Consider the following 18,413-nt stretch of genomic DNA (forward strand, 5'->3'; position numbering starts at 1 on the left):
AGCCCCTTGTCGATGCACTGGGACTAGATAAAGATCCTCGCAGCAACATCAAAGCTGAACATCAGAAATACACCACCAATATTCCTGGTGTCTTCGCCGCTGGCGATTGCCGTCGCGGTCAAAGTTTAGTTGTCTGGGCATTTAATGAAGGTCGCGGTGTCGCTCGTGAATGCGATTTATATCTAATGGGGAGTACTGACTTACCCTAGGGTACTCTATGCAAAGGGGGATTCTCGATCGATATCCTCCTTTCCCAAAACACACCATAATCATCAATTAGCAACTGCATCAAGACAAATACCATGCAAATCTCACTGCAAACTGTATACGATAATCTGGAAAAGATCGATCGAGTCGATGCCACCACCAGTGCGATGTACCGTCAATCAGCACAGGAAGTATTAGCCGATCCTGAAATTAGTTTAGAGTGGCGCAAAGCAATATCCGATCGACTCAATCGAGTCAATCATGAATTAACAGTTCACGCACATGTTGATGATGACAGCTATTAATTGATAATTAAATTTAGTCTGTAGGTTTGTAAGCAATCGGGCATACCTTGCCAATGGCTACCCGCTGGTTGGCAAGGCAAATTTATTCGAGCATCTCGACTTAGCGACCACGCAACGTTCTGGGATGCTGGCGATCGCGTGATGATGATTACGGATACAGCCCTCATGCGGAACCCCAATTACCACAAAGCAACCGATACATTAGACACGCTAGATTTAGATTTTATGGCGGAGATTTGCAGTCGATTATGTAAAGACATTTACAATATGCATTAATTTCAAAATGTCCTGTTTGATGTAGAAGTCTCTTGAATATCTATGTAGTCATCGCTGGTGCAGCTAGCTAAAATGCTGTATGGCTGGAAAATCCTCAAGGAGCATAGATTTCATGGTTATTGCTACTCCGTCAACAGCTAAACTTAGCTCAAAAAAAATCGTCGATCTGTGGTCGAGCCTACCAACAGAATACTTAGAAAAAGATTTGGGACATAATTTTATGTCCAAACTCTTCGAGTATCTGGGACTGACTCACAACCAAATTAAAAATGAACCGAATATTGGCACTGGCAAAGGTTTACAGCCAGATTACTTAATCTATAACGATCCGACCCATTCGCCTGTATTGGTTATTGAAATCAAAAAACGTAAATTAGATTTAGCACAAGTCAGTGATGCGAACTTTATCAGTACTTGTCAGAATCATTCTCTCTATCAAGATGCAGTGGGTTTACCAGTTAAAGCCAACAATAATGGGATCGTTCAATACTTAGATATTAATAAAGTTAAGCCTGATTGTTTGGCAAATTATGGATTGGTATTTAATGGTGACTTTTTTCAACTGTGGCGGCGAGTCGATGGGCTAGTTATCCCAATGACGACGATCGAACGAGTCAATAAAACTAATTTGCCCAAATTATTGAAAGAGTTGGCAAAATGCTTACGAACTCCACCATCTGCACTAATAACTGCGATTTGGAATAGTAAAGGTGGCGTTGCCAAAACAACTAATACTATCAATGTTGCGTCCTGTTTAGCTTTGACGAGCAAACGAGTCTTATTAATAGATCTCGATCCACAAAACGATCTAACCACAGGAATTGGTTTGAAATCAAATTACGCACCCGATTACTTTGATCGAGCTTACGAACAACTCCAGCTTCAAGAATTGGGACAAGCAAAAGATATTTTGATGTCATCAATTCAGACTAAAAGTTATCCCACCAGTGATGGTAAAAGTTTTCACTTGTCGCTGTTATCTTCATCCAGAGATTTTTTGAATGACATTAATGATAATATTCGTCCACAAAAACCTCAGGTAATATTTAACTATCTACTCAATTTAATTCGATATAATTACGATTATATATTGATCGATTGTTCTCCAAAACGAGATAAATTAGCTGAATGTTTGTTATGCAATGCTGATGTAATATTATTTCCGATCGATCTGGGTTCAAAGTCATTGAAACATGCGATAAATCTATCGTTAAATGTCATTCCCACAATTAAGACTATGCGAAATAAGACTGACAATTTCACCATTGGGCCGTGGAATCTCGGATTAGTCTCTAGTAAATGTCCCAATCAGATCGGTGAAGGCATTAAAAAAGCTAGTTCTGCACTGATCGAAGATCTAGGATTTACAGGCAAACAAGTAAGTATTCACTTGCTCGATTATGCCCAAATCAATCAAGCCGAATATCAAGGTAAGCCAGTAGTTTGTTGGCAAAATTCACCCATTACTAAATTGTTTCACAAACTGACCGATGAAGTTTTCTTGAATCATAATTATACAAACAACTAACCTCATCCATTCGATCGACCAATCTCTTAAATATATTGAAGGTAACAGATTATGGTGTCAACTCTAGATCGACGCATTGCTAGCACTCCATTAGGACAGGTTTTGCGTTTACCCTGTAAATTCATTCAAGCTAAATCCTCTGTCGAAGAGATGGTAATTAATGCCATTGCTAAAGAGTTAGTAATAACTGGTAAAAATGTTTTGCCTGTAATGGTTAAACTTTTAAAAGAAGATAAATACACATCAGTATTCAATAGTCAGATTGTAATTGCCGCCCAACGCGCTGGTCTGGATTTTGTCTGTTGTATTGTTGTCGATGATGAGATGGCAGCTCAACTCAAAATTGAAAGTGGTAAGAGTATTAAAATCGATCTCAACCAAGCATCTGAATCTGAATTACAAACGGCTTTTGAGAATATTCAAACAAATATCGCTGCATTTAATAAAATTGAGCCAGCTAAAATTGCTAGAGCAATTAGTGAATATCGATCGGTCGATCGCATTACAAGCTTAAATTTTTTGACCAAGTTAAAGTGTGGCATCGGCAAAACTAAATTATCTGTATTGGTCGATCGACTGATGTATTAATAAGCTGTCAAACATTTAAAACACTCTTTTTGTCTTCTAGAACCATTGCCGTAAGGGATTCAGTTAAAAAATTTAGATGTAAGACAGCTTACATCAAATAAAAACCCGATTTTCAAGAAGTCGGGTTTTTGTCTCTAGAAGTATGTTCAGATTTTGTGGAAATTCACTTGTCCTTATGGCAATTGGGCTAATTTAGAGCTGTTTGATCTCAGCGACTAATTTACCGACGACATCCTTGGCACTACCAAATAACATCATGGTTTTATCGAGATAGAATAGTTCGTTTTCGACACCAGCAAAACCAGTACTCATCCCGCGTTTGATCACGATCGTGTGTTTGGCTTTGTCTACATCTAAAATCGGCATCCCAAAGATCGGACTATTGCTATCGGTGCGGGCGGCGGGATTTACCACATCGTTTGCACCGATAACTAATGCGACATCGACTCGATCGAACTGAGGATTGATATCATCCATATCGTAGAGTTGGGGATAGGGCACATTTGCCTCAGCCAATAACACGTTCATATGCCCTGGCATCCGCCCTGCAACGGGGTGAATGGCATATTTGACCTCCACGCCTAATCGATCGAGCTGATCGGCTAATTCGCGGACTGTGTGCTGTGCTTGAGCGACAGCCATCCCGTAACCAGGGACGATTACGACTGATTGAGCGTAGCCCAACATCATCGCGCATTCTTCCGCATCGACACTCCGCGCAGTGCGAGTCTCAACAGCTCCACCAGCATTACTTTTACCAGATTTCACACCACCAAAAGCACCGAATAAAACACTACTGAGCGATCGATTCATCCCTTTGCACATAATCTGTGTCAGAATAATTCCCGACGCACCAACTAAAGCACCAGCGATAATTAGGATATTATTCATCAATACGAATCCGGCTGCGGCTGCGGCAATTCCCGAAAAAGAGTTTAGCAGCGAGACAACCACAGGCATATCCGCACCACCGATCGGGAGAACGAATAATACGCCTAAAATTAGGGATATAGCGGTTAATCCTAAAAATACCACTTCATCTTTCGGTACGGTTAGAAAATAACTACTTCCGACAACAAAGCTGGCAAATAGCAGAATATTAACTGGTTGTTGGAGGGGGAAAGTAATTGGCGAACCAGACATCAATTCTTGCAACTTGGCGAAGGCAATTAAACTACCTGTCAGCGTAATTCCACCGATTAGAATGCTGAGAATCAAAGTAATCCGACTATCGATCGATGGTACCTCAGTCGCAGGCAATACCCGCAAAAATTCTGCCACCGCAATCAGCGTCGAAGCTCCACCTCCCAAGCCATTGAGCAGTCCTACCATTTGCGGCATCTCTGTCATGGAAACTTTATATGCCCCAATCGCCCCAATCGCCGAACCGATAGCGATACTCAGGAAAATTGCTGAATAATTAATTACGCCTGCATTTAACAGGGTACCGACAACTGCAATTAACATCCCAACAGCGGCAATTGTATTTCCTTTCCTAGCCGTTGCTGGCGAACCGAGATATTTTAAACCGATAAAAAACAATGCGGTTGAAACTAAATAACTAATCTGAATCCCCGTAGGGATAAATTCATTGATATTCATAAAATAGGAATTATTTGGTAGGGTGTGTTACGGCGAAGCCTAACGCACCGTTGATTAATCTGATGGTGCGTTAGGCATTCGCCGTAACACACCCTACGGATCTTTAACTAACCTTTGTTTCTTTTTTCTTGAACATTTGCAACATCCGATCGGTAACTAAGAAGCCACCAACGACATTAATTGTTGCGAGAATAATCGCGATCGACCCCAAAATTGTAATTAAGTTATCATCGGGATTTCCAGCAACTAATAATGCACCAATTACGGCGATTCCCGAAATCGCATTAGAACCAGACATCAATGGTGTGTGGAGGGTGGGCGGTACTTTGTTAATTACTTCTGCACCTGCAAGTGTCGCCAACAAAAAGACAAATAAAGCAGCAATCAGTGTTGAATTCATAAAATTTTGGCAATAGGGACCTGTAGGGGCGGGTTTATACTATCAATTAGAACGAAGCTATGAATTTAATTTGAACCCGCCCAACCCCACTAGAAGGTGTAAGAAGGTAGGTTAACAAATACAGAACATCAAATATTCAGATGTGAATTAAACAACAACGGAAGCTTGACTGGTACTATCGACAAAAGCTCGAACTCGATCGTGACAAATCTTACCTTCATGAGTCACACAAGTGCTGCTGACAATATCGTCGGTAAAATCTAAATTCAATACCCCATCCTTAATCAAATACAGCAACAAAGTACTGATATTTTTTGCGTACAATTGACTGGCATGAACGGGTACCGATGCGGGTAAATTAACCGTACCGATCACCATTACCTGATGCCTGTCGATCGATTTACCAGCCTCTGTATAAGCACAATTTCCACCCTGCTCCGCCGCCAAATCGACAATTACCGAACCTGGGCGCATCTGCGATACCATTTCTGCTGTTACTAGCAGTGGAGCCTTTTTCCCAGGTACCTGAGCCGTCGTAATTACCACATCAGCCGTATGTACATGTTGGGAGATAGTTTGCTGTGTCAACTCCTTCACTGAGTGTGAAACCTCTTTCGCGTAGCCGTTTTCCCCCACAGTATCCTCAGTCAAAGGTACCTCGATAAACTTCGCCCCCAAACTTTGGACTTCTTCCTTCACCGCTGGGCGAATATCAAACGCCTCCACAATCGCCCCCAATCTTCTCGCAGTAGCGATCGCTTGTAAGCCAGCTACCCCAGCCCCAATCACAAATACCTTTGCAGGTGCGATCGTTCCTGCTGCCGTGGTCAACATCGGAAAGTACTTTGGCAACGCTGCAGCCGCCAATAACACCGCCTTGTAGCCCGCGATCGAAGCCTGGGAAGACAGGGCATCCATACTCTGTGCGCGAGTACTACGGGGAATTAGTTCCATCGCCAGACTGGTTACGCCCCGATCTGCGAGTTGACTCATCAATTGCTCGTTTGCCAAGGGTGTCAAGCAACTAATCAACGTCACACCCGATCGCAGTTTACTAGCCTCTGTGGGAGTTGGTGGCGAAACTTTTAATACCACATCAGCCTCATGCCAAAGCTTGTCGGCATCGGTAACAATTTCTGCGCCTGCTTGGGTATAAGCTTCATTACTCCAGAAAGACTGTTCGCCAGCTCCCGCTTCAACCCAAATTTCCAAGCCCTGCTTGACTAAGCGGGAGACAATATCGGGAATCAGGGCGACTCGTTGCTCGCCATGACCGATTTCTTTAATAACTGCAATTTTCATGCCAAACTCCATAATTATTGTAGCTGAAGCAACAATTGGGATAAATTGTGCTTTTGATAACAAAAAATATTGAAATGTACCTGTTTAATGGGTGTGGTAGTCAGAACCTTTTCAAAATCTGACTAAAAGACGTGCCTCTTATCTTATAAGTATTCCCAATTAGTTGGACAAATTTTTACTGAATCTTTGAAATAGGTCGGATCGATGCAAGGCAAAGTCCACGGTAGGATCTCAGCCAAATTGCCCGATATTGACATGTTTAGCAATCGACGTGAATTCTCTACCAACTTGCGATCTGGTCTAAACTCTAACCGTTTGCTGCCATAGGCGAATTTGATTCTGTCTTCTCAAATTATGCTAGTTTCAGACTGAAATTGATGAATATTAGTCAATTAATCTTAAATTAATAGTAAATTTAAGTAACAGATGCTTAACGTGCGAGATTTAGTGGAGAATACAGATGTTAAATATTCAGACAGCTCGGAAACTATTGTCAATCCTCGCTCTAACCAGTTGCTTTATCGCAGTTATTCCCGTTGCAGTTAGAGCCGACAGCTTGCCTGGATTTACGCTATTTAGTGGCGTTGAGCCATCAAATCAACTGAGCTATCGCTTAGACTCTGGTAATCGGAACAGCACGGATCGATATCGGCTCAAGATTCCTGGCTCAAAAATCAATCGTCTCGGTGCCGCCCAAATTCAAATTAGTTACCCTGATTATTACAAGGGTAAGTTTGACGATAAGGGTGTAGAAGTCTTCGTTGGCGACAAATCAATCCCCGTTAAATCTGTAGAGTGGGATCGAGAACGTCAAGTTCTCCAAATCGATCTCGCCAAACAGCTCAAAACCAAAGGTGAAATCGAAGTTGTCCTCAATAATGTCCAAAATCCTGATGGGGGCGGGATGTATTACTTTACTTGTCAGGTGAAAAGTAGTGCCGAATTTCCCTTATCTCGATATGTTGGTACCTGGATTTTGAGTATCGATTAGATAAATTCCTCGCGCTATCGAATACATGTATCAAAATCTAATTTTGTTCGATGGGGTTTGCAATTTTTGCAATGCCGCCGTCCAAATGGTAATTGAGATCGATCGACAAAAAATCTTTAAATTTGCGGCGATTCAGTCAGAGTTGGGGCAACAGCTTTATCGTCAGCATGGTTTAGATCCAACTGATATTCAAACACTAATGCTGGTAGATGGAGATCGGGTTTTAACCAAAAGCGATGCTGTCTTGGAGGTGTTGTCTAGACTCGACGGGGGTTGGCAGTTATTAGCTGGTTTTAGGGCCATGCCAGAGCCATTACGTGACTGGGCTTATAGTGAATTTGCCCGCCAAAGATTTCGGCTATTTGGACGGCGAGAAACTTGTATGGTACCCACTCCAGAGTTACAAGAACGATTCTTAAATAATTGATAATTGATGAAAATAGGATCAAAAATATTGGGTTAACGTAGGGGCGATTCATGAATCGCCCCTACGTTAACCCAACACTATTTTGGTTGTTGAACTTATCGTTTATGTGCCTTCCAGGTGCCGCCATAAACGTAGTCAGGGTGACTACTGACTAGTTGCCAGCAATCACCACAAACAAACTGCCACTGACGAGACCGATCGACTTGAATTCGATACATGATATCAGCGATGATCTGACATCGATCGCATGTTTTCACGCGGATTCTAGTCATCTAAACTTGAGCTAATTGCTTGACTTCAACTGGTGCGGTGAGTGCTTCCTCCAACTCCGATTTACCCAATCGTGCTTCGAGAATGTTCATCACTTCCCGTCCAAAATCATTGGGATTATCGCGGAAAGCTTGGAGACAAACTTCGCCGAAGAATGAGCCTAGTGGTTCTGGATTCCAGAGTAACTTTTTCGCAACCCACGGCATATGACTCATTGGGTTGTAGCCTGGTTTAATTACATTGTTTTTAAAGGCATATTCTTCTAGATGAGTATGCGGTTGTAAACCAATAAAGAAAATAGCTGGCTCCACTTTATCTGCACCGAAAATCTTTTCCATTTCGCGGTGATAGGCGATCGTTTGCCGGATAGTTTCAAACCGTTCGTCGATCACATTAAATGAGTAATTGATCGATACCATATCTTCAAATCCCGCCGCTTTAAGATCGCGACAATTTTGTAAGACGGTACGGAGATTGTAGCCCATCCGCATTTTGCGCACTAATTCCTGAGAACCGCTAGTAATACCGATCTCGAAATAATTCATCCCCGTTTTTACCATCAGATCGCAGAGTTCGGGAGTAAGATTGTCAGCGCGAATATAAGCCGCCCATTTAATATCCTCCATCCCACTGGCAATAATTTTTTGTAGTAACTCGATCGCGTCATCTATGTATCGCCGCGCTGGGATAAACTGAGCATCTGTAAACCAGAAATTCCGAATTCCTCGATCGTAAAGTTGCCGCATTTCTGCTACCACTTCATCCGCCGGATTAATTCTGACTTGCTTACCTTCAATCACTGTATAAACGCAGTAGCAACAATTGTGCGGACAACCGCGTTTTGTCTGCACACCTACGTAGAAATCTCTGTCTTGTAAATAATAACTAAACTCTGGCCAAATTGTCTCGATATAATCATAATTGCACGCCGTTTTGTCGATCGAGACTGGCGGCTCATGTACCAATCCTTTCCGAGGTACTTCACCAACGATATAGCATCGCTCATTAGTAAGATCTTCGGCTCTAATAATCTTCTCTAATAAAGCCTCCCCTTCACCAATCGAGACGATCGATCCTTGTGGTAAGCTCTTGGCTAACTGCTCGTAGAAGACGCTGACAGCACCGCCACCGACAACTAATTGAGTTGTCGGATCGTACCTTTTAGCGCGTTTTAGTCCACGCTTAATTAGCGACATATTCCGCCACAGTTCAGTATAGTGACTCGTTAGCATCCGCGCCCCGCCCAGAGCACCGCGTAGCTTTTTTAAGGGATTACGGTCGTAAAAAACTTCAAAGGAGTTTTGGAGCGGATTTCCGCCGCGCCCACCAACAGGCGCGTAGATTTGGATATCCCGCCAGGAGTAAACTAATAAATTTGGCTGGAACTGGTCGATCGTCTCATCTAGAGCGGTACCATAATCTAGCGGTGGTACAGCACCCAAATCGAAGATCCGTTGTTCGACATCGGGAAACTGTTTGTGAACGTGATCCGATAAATATACCACCCCGATCGGAAAAATCGGATTGCAGGGGAGGCGACAATAGAGAATTTTGGTAGTCATAAATTAGGGCGCAGGGCTTAGGGCTTAGTGAGTAGAGGGAATTAGATCCCAATTATTAGTTAAAATATATATTGTTTCTACAATCTGTAGGAGCTGAGATCGCTATCGATCCTCGATTAACTGGAGATCTCAGTTACAATCCACTCCTACCCAAGTTTATTAATACCTTTAATATAACTTTACACAAAATTCGATCGAAAAGGTAGCTTCAGATTGCGCTAAGATCGACATTCGTCTACGTTGAGATCCCCGATTTGCACCGATACAGCCCCCGCCGCCTCGCTCGCGAGCGAATTCCTCATCAGGGCAAAAAGTAGTATCGGTTACAGCTTCTCACCAAATAGGAGTGATACTTTGATAATGCTTCCTTCTCTTATGGGCACCAGGCGAAATAGATGATTATGCCTCACATTCTCGATCCTTTACCTCAAAACAATGCTGATGATGAGATTTGTTGCTGCTATGTTAATAGTACCAGCCAGATCCAAGTTGCCAGAATTACCAATGTCAACAATTGGTACTTTGAGCGAGTTGTTTTTCCTGGGCAACGACTAATATTTGAAGCACCGATTTATGGCTACCTGGAAATTCATACTGGCATGATGGCAAGTTCTATTTTATCAGATAAGATCCCTTGCCAACAACTAATCGTGCTGGGTGGAGATGATGCGCATCCTTTCTCGATTCCAGCAGTTTCTACCGAGTTACAATATGCTGCTAAATAACTGAAGTTCGTCGATATAATGGGGGAGAATTGCATACACTACATCAATGAAAATTGTTCGATGGAAATTGCCAACAAATAAAGCTTGCGAATACCGCAAGCTTTATTATCCACTTTCAATCGATCGAAACCAAAGTATCAACTTTCAACTGAACTTAATCTATCTTGAATATCGGCTAACTTCGATCGCACGGCTAGCTGGGATCGTGGCGATGGGACTTCAGTATTTGGCCAATGTGGTAAATTAAAGCAAGGACAGCTTTCATGCGGAATACCAGCAATTTGGAGTGCGATTGGCATACTGCATCGAGCACAATTGACTAGATCCCACTGGGGAGTGAGCAACTCATCGATCGTTTGACAGGTGTCTTCTAAATAACAATCGCCAGATCGATCGGATAAAATTAAGTCCCAACACCGCTCGAATTCGGCACTGTAATGCGTATCATGGAAGATTTTACTCGGCAATAAACCCAGATCGCCATTATGGACATAAACTTTCTTGCCCAGTTGAAACCAATGTGCGAGATATTGTTTAACTTCAAGTAAAGATGCCATTTGCAAGACCTGTGAATAGTGAACAGTTATCCAGCAACGATCGATTAAGACTGTTCGAGCATTTTGACTTGCTGCCGATACTAACTATTATCAGATATTTCCCAAAATGTAACGAGCGATCGTGAAATTTGTCTTGTTTGTTTGCATAGTAAGTCAAAACTTAATAAATCTTACAGTATCGATCGATTTGCAGGTTTGTGACTCAAAGCTTGTAAAGTTGCGATCCAACCCATAGAAACTAATAGACTGATACAAAATTGCGCTCTCCCACACCCCCACACCCCCACACCCCCACACCCCAACTCCCTAACTCCCCGATCCCCAGACATGGTAAGATATTTGGCAACTATAATAACCGTGTTGAAAACAAGGATTAACAAAATATGGACGCAGCACTCCTGATTGCTAAATTGCCAGAAGCATATGCCATCTTCGATCCATTAGTCGATGTTCTACCAATTATTCCCGTATTATTTCTGGCTTTAGCCTTCGTTTGGCAAGCTGCTGTCGGTTTTCGCTAAATTGGGCTATTTCGGCCAAGGTGGGGTGCCAGACAACAGGTATAATCGAACTACAATTTTAGACGGCGACATCCTCAACATTGAGGATGTCTATTTTTTACCAATATCCCAATTTCAGAATTAATTTTGGCTGACTAAGATAGGTTTATCGGTTTATTTGGGAAGAATATGAGTAGTAAATGGCATCGATCGATTCAATCTTAATATCGACTGCGAGTGTGAATCGAACGAACAGTCAGATCTTCGTATTTAGACTACCACCTATGTCGAAATTAGCCCCATCCCATCACCTGTTGTATTTGATGTTGCGGGCGCAAAAAATTGCGCGAACAGACTCTACCGAGGGTGGCTATGCGATGATGTTTGTATCGATCGTGACAGTCATGCTATTTAGTCTAGTGGCTGCGTCTCTGACGATTACCAACATTAGTAGATCTGCGACCAATGCCTATACAGAAGGCAGTAGTACCTTCTATGCGGCGGAGTCAGGACTCAATCGCAGATCGGATGATGTCCGCCAAAAATTTATTAACTATGCTACTCCTGATGGGGTCAGTCCTGGTAATGTGGCAGGGCAGATTGCTGGGCCTGAAAATATGGCAGCTTGCTTAGATGCTAATCTTGCCAACGATGGGAGTGGTGATTTTTCCTGTCAGAAATTAGATTTCAATTACAGACAATCGACTGGTACCACTGTCAGCAAGGACGCAGGTGGAACATCTTTAGCGAGTGATTACAATAATATTATTAAGTATACTGCCTATACTTTTGCTAGCGATCGGACGAATTATATCGACCCCATTCGCAGAATTCCGCAAGTACAGCCGATTCCTGCCGGACAAGCTTATGCAGGCTTGAACGCCCAGGAATATCGCTATACCATCTATAGCATGGCAACCAGCAAGCAACCAGGGGATTTAGATGCGAGAGCGATGACCGTACTAGAAATGACGTTCAAGAGTCGAAACATTCCCCTATTTCAATTTGCTGCGTTCTATAACGGGGATTTGGAAATGAATTCCACTTCCCAAATGGATATTAATGGACGAGTCCATAGCAATGCAAATTTATATATCCAACCTACTCCATATGGTTCGGAAACTACTAGATTGCTCGGTCAAGTAACTGCGGCACATAGTATCTATAATCGGGTAGATGCATCGACAAATACTAATACTGGCATTACCCAAGTTCTGCTGACTGGAGATCCCAATAACCCTGGAGATCCCAGTAACGTATACGAACCTTTCCCTGCCACCGATCTGGGTGGTCGATTCACCCCCCTCACGCCAGGCGAAATAAATGCTTTTCAACATAAAATTCTAGATGGAGCTGCAGGTGCGGCTCCGTTACAAGTTCCCCAACCAGGTTTCCTGCGCAAGCGAGATCCAGATGGGGAAATCGGTGAGTACTACGGTAAAGCAGATTTACGGCTAGAAATGATGCCCAAGCGGGCGTTGGGAACTGTCCCCTTTAACTTTGCAGCGATTAAGACTGCTGGTACTGGGGGAAGTTGTAGCGGATTTGAGATTTCAACTGGTCGTCAAGGAACGATTAACTGCACCCAACTCAATGAAGGTCAACTGCGCAGCCTCTCACAGCCAGTGATGGCTAAGGTGGTGAGCAATGAAGAGCGTACCCGCTTTTGTCCGAGTGTAGCGGTAAATCATAATCCAGGTTCAAATAACGAACGAAAAATCTTACGTGCGCTGCAAGTTGCGATTGCGGCTCAAAATACCCCAGTGTCTTTAACTCAACTCAATTCAGCACTGAGCGATCCAGCAAATGCTAATATTCGCAGCATTGCCACTAGTTTGAAAAGTTTAAATACCTCTAAATCACCAGCGACACTTGCGGGAGAGGTAGGTGCTTGTTTTCTCCCCGCACCGATTCAGGTGGTGACGGACACAGCTAATGGCACGACTAATATTGCAGGGGCTAATAGTAATTATAGTTGGACCTCAGGTCATTTCGATCGACGTGAAGGTCGGTGGATTGGGATGTTGCAGACCAATATCGGTAGTCTAACAGTGTGGAATCGCGATGGTTTGTATGTCGATCGAGATGATAATCTAAACAGCGTCGATCTCACAAATACCACTCAACAAAATTCAGCATTTAATAGCGGTAACAATGGTTCTGCTTACGATACTAATAATTTGCTGTTCGTTCGTTCTGCACCAAAACCAACCGCGCCTACTGGTAGTTTTCAAAAATTAGGACTGGGTTCTAATGATAATAGTGAGGGTGGATTAGTCTATCATGCAACTGTTAGTGACGATCTCGATGGTGACGGGACTCCAGATATTACCGTCGATCCAGTAGACAAGCTTCGTAACTATACTGATGGTAAGAAGAAAAGCTCTTATGGCTTTACATTTAGCGGTGGTAAAGATCTGCCTGCGCCTTTGACGATAGTTACCGATCGAGCATTGTACATCCAAGGAGACTATAATAATTTTCTCGCCAATGCCGGAAAACAACCAGCAGCTCTCATCGGCGATACGATTACAGTACTATCAAATAACTGCCTAGACGATACCAATTTTCCACCGACAAGTGGTTATGGAATGGTTAATTGTGGCGTTGAAACCATCACAAAAGACGGATCGGAGACCACTGTAAATGCGGCTTTTCTTTCTTACACTGATGAAAGTAATGGTAACAGTACCGGAACCAGCACACTACCTACCCCCAAAAAATATAGTGGCGGTTTGAACAATTACGTGCGAATGGTCGAAGACTGGGGCGGTAAGCCGTTTAACTATGCTGGCTCCTTTATCAGTTTGGGTGCGCCACAAGAGTACAGCGGTGAATATGTATCTGGTAGCGGTACCAATGAAGCATTTGCACCTGGTGCTAGCTACTATAATGTGCCGATTCGTAATTTTAAATATGATGTGGACTTCAATGCTTTTGACAGATTACCGCCACTAACGCCTAAAGTGATTTATCTCCAACAAGAGACGTTTAAGCGATCGTACAAATAGAGATTAAGCTAGTAAAGTAAAGGATAAAGGGATAATCCAAAATCGAAATGACAGTCAGAGTTCGCATCGCGCCCAGTCCTACTGGAAATTTACATATTGGTACAGCCCGCACCGCTGTCTTCAACTGGTTATTTGCTCGTCACAATGGCGGGACATTTATCCTGCGGATTGAAGATACGGATGTCGAACGCTCGAAACCTGAATACACCCAAAATATCCTCGATGGTTTGAAATGGTTGGGTTTAAATTGGGATGAAGGGCCATTATTTCAGTCTCAACGTCTGGATTTATATCGTCAGTCGATTCAAACTTTATTAGATAATGGTAGTGCTTATCGTTGCTATACTAGCACCGCCGAACTTGACGCACTCCGCGCCGCACAGGAAGCAAATAACCAAGCTCCGCGCTATGATAACCGCCACCGCAATCTGACCCCAGAGCAAGAAGCCGCATTTATCGCCGAGGGTCGTCGTCCGGTAATTAGGTTTAAGATTGAAGACGATCGCGAAATTAGTTGGTTGGATTTAGTCCGCGATAAAGTCACCTGGAAGGGTACCGATTTGGGCGGCGATATGGTTATCGCTCGCGCCGCTGATGGCGAGGATTTAGGACAACCGCTATATAATCTCGCGGTAGTCGTAGACGATATTGATATGCAAATCACCCACGTAATTCGTGGTGAGGATCATATCGCCAATACCGCCAAACAAATTCTGTTGTATGAAGGTTTGGGTGTGAAGGTACCAGACTTTGCCCACACGCCCTTAATTTTGAGTCCTGAGGGCAAGAAACTCTCGAAACGCGATGGTGTAACCTCGATCGATGATTTCAAGCAGATGGGCTATATTGCCCCTGCTTTGGTCAATTATATGACGCTCTTAGGTTGGTCGGCTCCTGACGCTCAAGAGTTATTTACCCTCGATGTCGCCGCTGGACAGTTTGATTTCGATCGAGTCAACAAAGCGGGTGGCAAATTCGACTGGGATAAACTTAACTGGATTAATAGTCAGTATATCCACGCGCTGCCTGCGGAAGAATTACTGCCACAATTAATTCCTTATTGGCAAGCTGCTGGTTTTGAATTAGATGCCGATGCAGATAGATCGTGGTTACTTCAGCTTACTAGCTTAATCGGTGCCAGTCTCGAACGTCTCGATGGCTGTGTGGAAATCAGTCGGACATTCTTTACTCCTACTGCGACGCTAAATGAGGAAGCCATCGCCAAAGTCAGTCAGCCTGGAGCGAAAGAAGTTTTGACTAGTCTGCTGACAGCTCTCAAAGCCACTCCTGAATTGAGCGCGATCGAGTCACAGGAGCTAATTAAACAGGTAACAAAAGAGCAAGGCGTTAAAAAAGGTCTAGTCATGCAAAGTCTCCGTGCTGCTCTTACCGGAGAGGTACACGGCCCCGATTTGATTCAATCTTGGTTGCTATTACACCAACATCAATTAGCCATACCTCGGATCGAGCAAGTGCTTTAACCGACATTCCGCACTTGCTGAAAATCTATGCCTAAAAAGCCTTATTTTTTGTGAAGGTAGGGTGTGTTATCCCGTAGGGTAACGCACCGTCAGGGGTTTAGTGGACGAAGATCTACGCAAGCGAAAAATTGAAGCGGAATGTGGGCTTTAAGCTACCTAAAATTAATAGTAGGGGTAATGTCTTGTCTCGCTAAACCGTCGGGGAACCCGACGAGCGCGAGCCGCTTCATAAATTACCCCTACTATTAATTTTGGATCTTTGACTATTAGGTGTTTTATTTAATAACTCGAACAGATTTGACTTTCAACGGTTTGCCCACTTGACAAATAGTGACTGTATCTACAGCAACAACCCCACTTACTCGCACTCTCGTACCATCGATTTTAGGGAATTTACCCATCAGTTCGTATTTGTCACCATTATCGGTAGCAAGTTGATAACAAGTACCTTCTACGACTAATTTGTGAATCGTTCCAGTCAGATGAACAGTTCCTGGTTTAACTTGTGTTGAGCTGGTATATGGATTAGCTAATACGGGTACAATCGGCAAAAATATCCCAATTGTAAAAAGCAGACTAATTACTGAGATGTAAATTTTATTTTTCATAATTTGCCTGATATGTGAAATTAAAGGTGAGTCATGCTCGATTGACGATCTTATGCTGGACGACCCAAAGTAGTAATATACAAGACAGCTTCATCTTCAGGAATTCCTAAAACTTCATTGACTCGATCGTCAAAAAATCCGGCAATTCCGCTCACCCCTAAATCTAGCCGAATCGCTGCTAAATTTAACCGTTGTCCTAAATGTCCTGCGTCCAAATGGAGATAACGATATACGCGATCGCCATGTTTCTCTACTGCCATTTGTAAATCTGCGGTGTGAAAAATTACAGCTCCAGCATCGCGACCTAATTCTTGTCCCAAGCAAAGATAATGCAGTTCTGTCCGAAAGTTTTTGAACCGAATTTGGCGCAGTTCTTGTGCTCTAGGTGCGTAATAATAACACCCTTCTTCCAATCCTTCTACTGCAGAAACAGCGATGAATGTTTCAATTAAACTAAGGTCGAAATAATCGGGATTTGGATCTAAATGCTGTTCGGTATAATGTTGGGGATGATAGGTAAAATCTAGTAGTGCAGTCAGTTCGTTAAGTGTCAATTTTGCACCTGTATAAGCCCGAGTAGATCGACGTTTAAGAATGGTATCTTCTAATCCAGACAACGGGAGATTATCTTGCCAATTAATCGGTGATGCTAATGTTGATATTTTGAGGCAAAATGGGAAGTTATATTTATCCTCTAAGCGAATGGCATCGACATCTATTGGTTTTGCTGGTGTCGGTCTAAATTGAGTAATCTCAGTCATTTGATGACAATATTTCAACAATTGTCCGTCGGGTAAATCTGGATATTCTAAGTTAATTCTTGAAGGTAAAACCGAAGGGAAAGCTGACACAATCGGATCGGGATGAACGTCGATATCGACAATTGGAATTACGGTGACAGCACCTTCCTGCTCTGGATCGAGATAGAGTAATTCATCGATCGATCGATCGATAAAACCACCGATAAGATACGGTCGAAATCCATTCATCGATCCAGCTAATTCAATATTACCTAATAAGTGCCCTGTATCTAAGAAAATTCTTCGATATGCCCGATCTTGATATCGCCATGCCGATCGATAAAATACTGCAGTAGTAATTAAGGTGATATCTGCAACCATTAAAGCTGGATGCATAAAACAAGCAACTTGCAGATTTTGCCAAACATCATTTGCCCAAAAATGGATCAGCGTATGATCTTTAACTTGATAATTGTACAGTCCGGCTGGTAATAAATTATTCCCACGCGCTACTAAATAAATCTCGGCTGGATATAGTCCCCCCGCTGATGGTGCTGCACGTAAATACATCGGTTCGCCCATTGTCTGAATTCTAGCAGTCAACCCATAACTACACAACAAAAATAGCGATAATCGCTGCCACCAATCACTCTCTACATCTTGTTTATTCGATTGTAAATATGGTTTGAGATCGTAAGTCGTACCGATTTTATATTCTTTATATGATGATGGTTGTTGACTCCAGTCTAAGCCCTGACTTTTGGACGCAATCGTTTCTGGATCGTATTTTGTACGCTGATGATAATGCTGGGCAAATGAGTCAACCATGAGAATTATATAAGGGGAGAGAGGGGAGCGGGGAGGGTGGAGAGGGGTGTTGAGTTTTTAAATTTATGGCTCAACCAATCCGCTCAGTCTTAACCCCTAACCCCTAATTAATTGCTGTCCAAATTGTCCAAATATCGGTTAGTAATAAAAATCCAGTTAATATTAATAAAGCAAAATACATCCAAGGTTGGGAAAGCGGGTAAACATCAGTTGTATCGATGGACGTATATTCTTGGACTAATTTTAGCAATCTATTAAATCCGGCAATCCGCATCGGTAGCAAACAACCTTCACCATTACGGTTAATAAAATAATAAACTAATCCACCCTGTCCGGTTGTCCGCATTTTTAATTCTTTAACATCACTCCAGTCTAGCGACCAACTTTTCGTGAAGAAACTGGGTACCCACATGGGATAATTGACTTGAATCGCTCGATCGTCCACTACGACTCGCTGACTCAATCCCCCCTGTAATGCGACGAACCCAACTCCGATTCCAACCCA

18 protein-coding genes and 1 pseudogene are annotated in these 18,413 nt (G+C 42.9%); 10 read left to right on the plus strand and 9 right to left on the minus strand.

Annotation, left to right across the window (positions count from 1 at the left end; genetic code table 11):
- From RMO55_RS09230 to RMO55_RS09245, 4 genes and pseudogenes are all read left to right on the plus strand, one after another.
- Positions 1-209 (plus strand): annotated as a pseudogene (locus RMO55_RS09230) (glutamate synthase); the annotation flags it as partial.
- Positions 210-302: 93 nt separating this feature from the next.
- Complete coding sequence (locus RMO55_RS09235) at positions 303-512, plus strand: hypothetical protein (RefSeq protein WP_310425992.1); 210 nt, start codon at positions 303-305, stop codon at positions 510-512.
- Positions 513-900: 388 nt separating this feature from the next.
- The gene (locus tag RMO55_RS09240; protein ID WP_310425993.1) at positions 901-2,316 is read left to right on the plus strand and encodes an AAA family ATPase; all 1,416 of its coding nucleotides are present in this window, start codon (positions 901-903) and stop codon (positions 2,314-2,316) included.
- Positions 2,317-2,367: 51 nt separating this feature from the next.
- Complete coding sequence (locus RMO55_RS09245) at positions 2,368-2,904, plus strand: hypothetical protein (protein ID WP_310425994.1); 537 nt, start codon at positions 2,368-2,370, stop codon at positions 2,902-2,904.
- A gap of 192 nt (positions 2,905-3,096) precedes the next feature.
- Here the strand turns inward: RMO55_RS09245 and RMO55_RS09250 are convergent, their stop codons facing one another.
- The 3 genes from RMO55_RS09250 to RMO55_RS09260 form a co-directional block, all read right to left on the minus strand.
- The gene (locus tag RMO55_RS09250; RefSeq protein ID WP_396134241.1) at positions 3,097-4,500 is read right to left on the minus strand and encodes an NAD(P)(+) transhydrogenase (Re/Si-specific) subunit beta; all 1,404 of its coding nucleotides are present in this window, start codon (positions 4,498-4,500) and stop codon (positions 3,097-3,099) included.
- 109 nt (positions 4,501-4,609) lie between these two features.
- Positions 4,610-4,906 carry an NAD(P) transhydrogenase subunit alpha gene (locus RMO55_RS09255; RefSeq protein WP_310425997.1) on the minus strand — a complete coding sequence of 99 codons (297 nt, stop codon included), beginning with the start codon at positions 4,904-4,906 and terminating at the stop codon, positions 4,610-4,612.
- 147 nt (positions 4,907-5,053) lie between these two features.
- Positions 5,054-6,208, minus strand: a complete 1,155-nt coding sequence (locus RMO55_RS09260) for a Re/Si-specific NAD(P)(+) transhydrogenase subunit alpha (RefSeq protein ID WP_310425998.1) — start codon at positions 6,206-6,208, stop codon at positions 5,054-5,056.
- Positions 6,209-6,668: 460 nt separating this feature from the next.
- On the opposite strand from RMO55_RS09260, the gene RMO55_RS09265 reads away from it, so the two are divergent.
- A complete protein-coding gene (locus tag RMO55_RS09265; RefSeq protein ID WP_310426000.1) occupies positions 6,669-7,199 on the plus strand; it encodes a DUF2808 domain-containing protein in 531 nt (176 codons plus the stop codon).
- Positions 7,200-7,224: 25 nt separating this feature from the next.
- Positions 7,225-7,626 (plus strand): thiol-disulfide oxidoreductase DCC family protein, encoded by a 402-nt coding sequence (locus RMO55_RS09270; RefSeq protein ID WP_310426001.1) that lies wholly within the window; start codon positions 7,225-7,227, stop codon positions 7,624-7,626.
- A 95-nt stretch (positions 7,627-7,721) separates the two neighbouring features.
- Here the strand turns inward: RMO55_RS09270 and RMO55_RS09275 are convergent, their stop codons facing one another.
- Complete coding sequence (locus RMO55_RS09275) at positions 7,722-7,898, minus strand: hypothetical protein (protein WP_310426003.1); 177 nt, start codon at positions 7,896-7,898, stop codon at positions 7,722-7,724.
- Positions 7,899-9,458 carry a photosystem II high light acclimation radical SAM protein gene (locus RMO55_RS09280; protein WP_310426004.1) on the minus strand — a complete coding sequence of 520 codons (1,560 nt, stop codon included), beginning with the start codon at positions 9,456-9,458 and terminating at the stop codon, positions 7,899-7,901.
- A 401-nt stretch (positions 9,459-9,859) separates the two neighbouring features.
- Between RMO55_RS09280 and RMO55_RS09285 the strand changes: the two genes are divergently transcribed.
- Entirely contained in the window at positions 9,860-10,183 is a 324-nt protein-coding gene (locus tag RMO55_RS09285; protein WP_310426006.1) for a DUF1830 domain-containing protein, read from the plus strand.
- Between the two features lie 137 nt (positions 10,184-10,320).
- On the opposite strand, the gene RMO55_RS09290 is transcribed toward RMO55_RS09285, so the two are convergent.
- Positions 10,321-10,740 carry a hypothetical protein gene (locus tag RMO55_RS09290; RefSeq protein ID WP_310426007.1) on the minus strand — a complete coding sequence of 140 codons (420 nt, stop codon included), beginning with the start codon at positions 10,738-10,740 and terminating at the stop codon, positions 10,321-10,323.
- Positions 10,741-11,123: 383 nt separating this feature from the next.
- Here RMO55_RS09290 and RMO55_RS09295 point away from each other — a divergent pair, with 383 nt between their 5' ends.
- The 3 genes from RMO55_RS09295 to gltX all read left to right on the plus strand — a co-directional run bounded on the left by RMO55_RS09295 (position 11,124) and on the right by gltX (position 15,732).
- Positions 11,124-11,261 carry a photosystem II reaction center protein K gene (locus RMO55_RS09295; protein ID WP_295615014.1) on the plus strand — a complete coding sequence of 46 codons (138 nt, stop codon included), beginning with the start codon at positions 11,124-11,126 and terminating at the stop codon, positions 11,259-11,261.
- Positions 11,262-11,524: 263 nt separating this feature from the next.
- Positions 11,525-14,251: a hypothetical protein gene (locus RMO55_RS09300; protein ID WP_310426009.1), complete on the plus strand. Its 2,727-nt coding sequence runs from the start codon at positions 11,525-11,527 to the stop codon at positions 14,249-14,251.
- A gap of 47 nt (positions 14,252-14,298) precedes the next feature.
- Complete coding sequence (gene gltX, locus RMO55_RS09305; RefSeq protein WP_310426011.1) at positions 14,299-15,732, plus strand: glutamate--tRNA ligase; 1,434 nt, start codon at positions 14,299-14,301, stop codon at positions 15,730-15,732.
- 275 nt (positions 15,733-16,007) lie between these two features.
- Here the strand turns inward: gltX and RMO55_RS09310 are convergent, their stop codons facing one another.
- The 3 genes from RMO55_RS09310 to RMO55_RS09320 form a co-directional block, all read right to left on the minus strand.
- A complete protein-coding gene (locus RMO55_RS09310) occupies positions 16,008-16,340 on the minus strand; it encodes a hypothetical protein (RefSeq protein WP_310426012.1) in 333 nt (110 codons plus the stop codon).
- A gap of 50 nt (positions 16,341-16,390) precedes the next feature.
- Positions 16,391-17,908 (minus strand): SagB/ThcOx family dehydrogenase, encoded by a 1,518-nt coding sequence (locus RMO55_RS09315; protein ID WP_310426013.1) that lies wholly within the window; start codon positions 17,906-17,908, stop codon positions 16,391-16,393.
- Between the two features lie 103 nt (positions 17,909-18,011).
- Positions 18,012-18,413: hypothetical protein (locus RMO55_RS09320; protein ID WP_310426015.1), on the minus strand; the 402-nt coding region annotated here is incomplete at its 5' end.

It is taken from the genome of Chamaesiphon sp. VAR_48_metabat_135_sub, assembly GCF_031418915.1.
GTDB lineage: Bacteria > Cyanobacteriota > Cyanobacteriia > Cyanobacteriales > Chamaesiphonaceae > Chamaesiphon.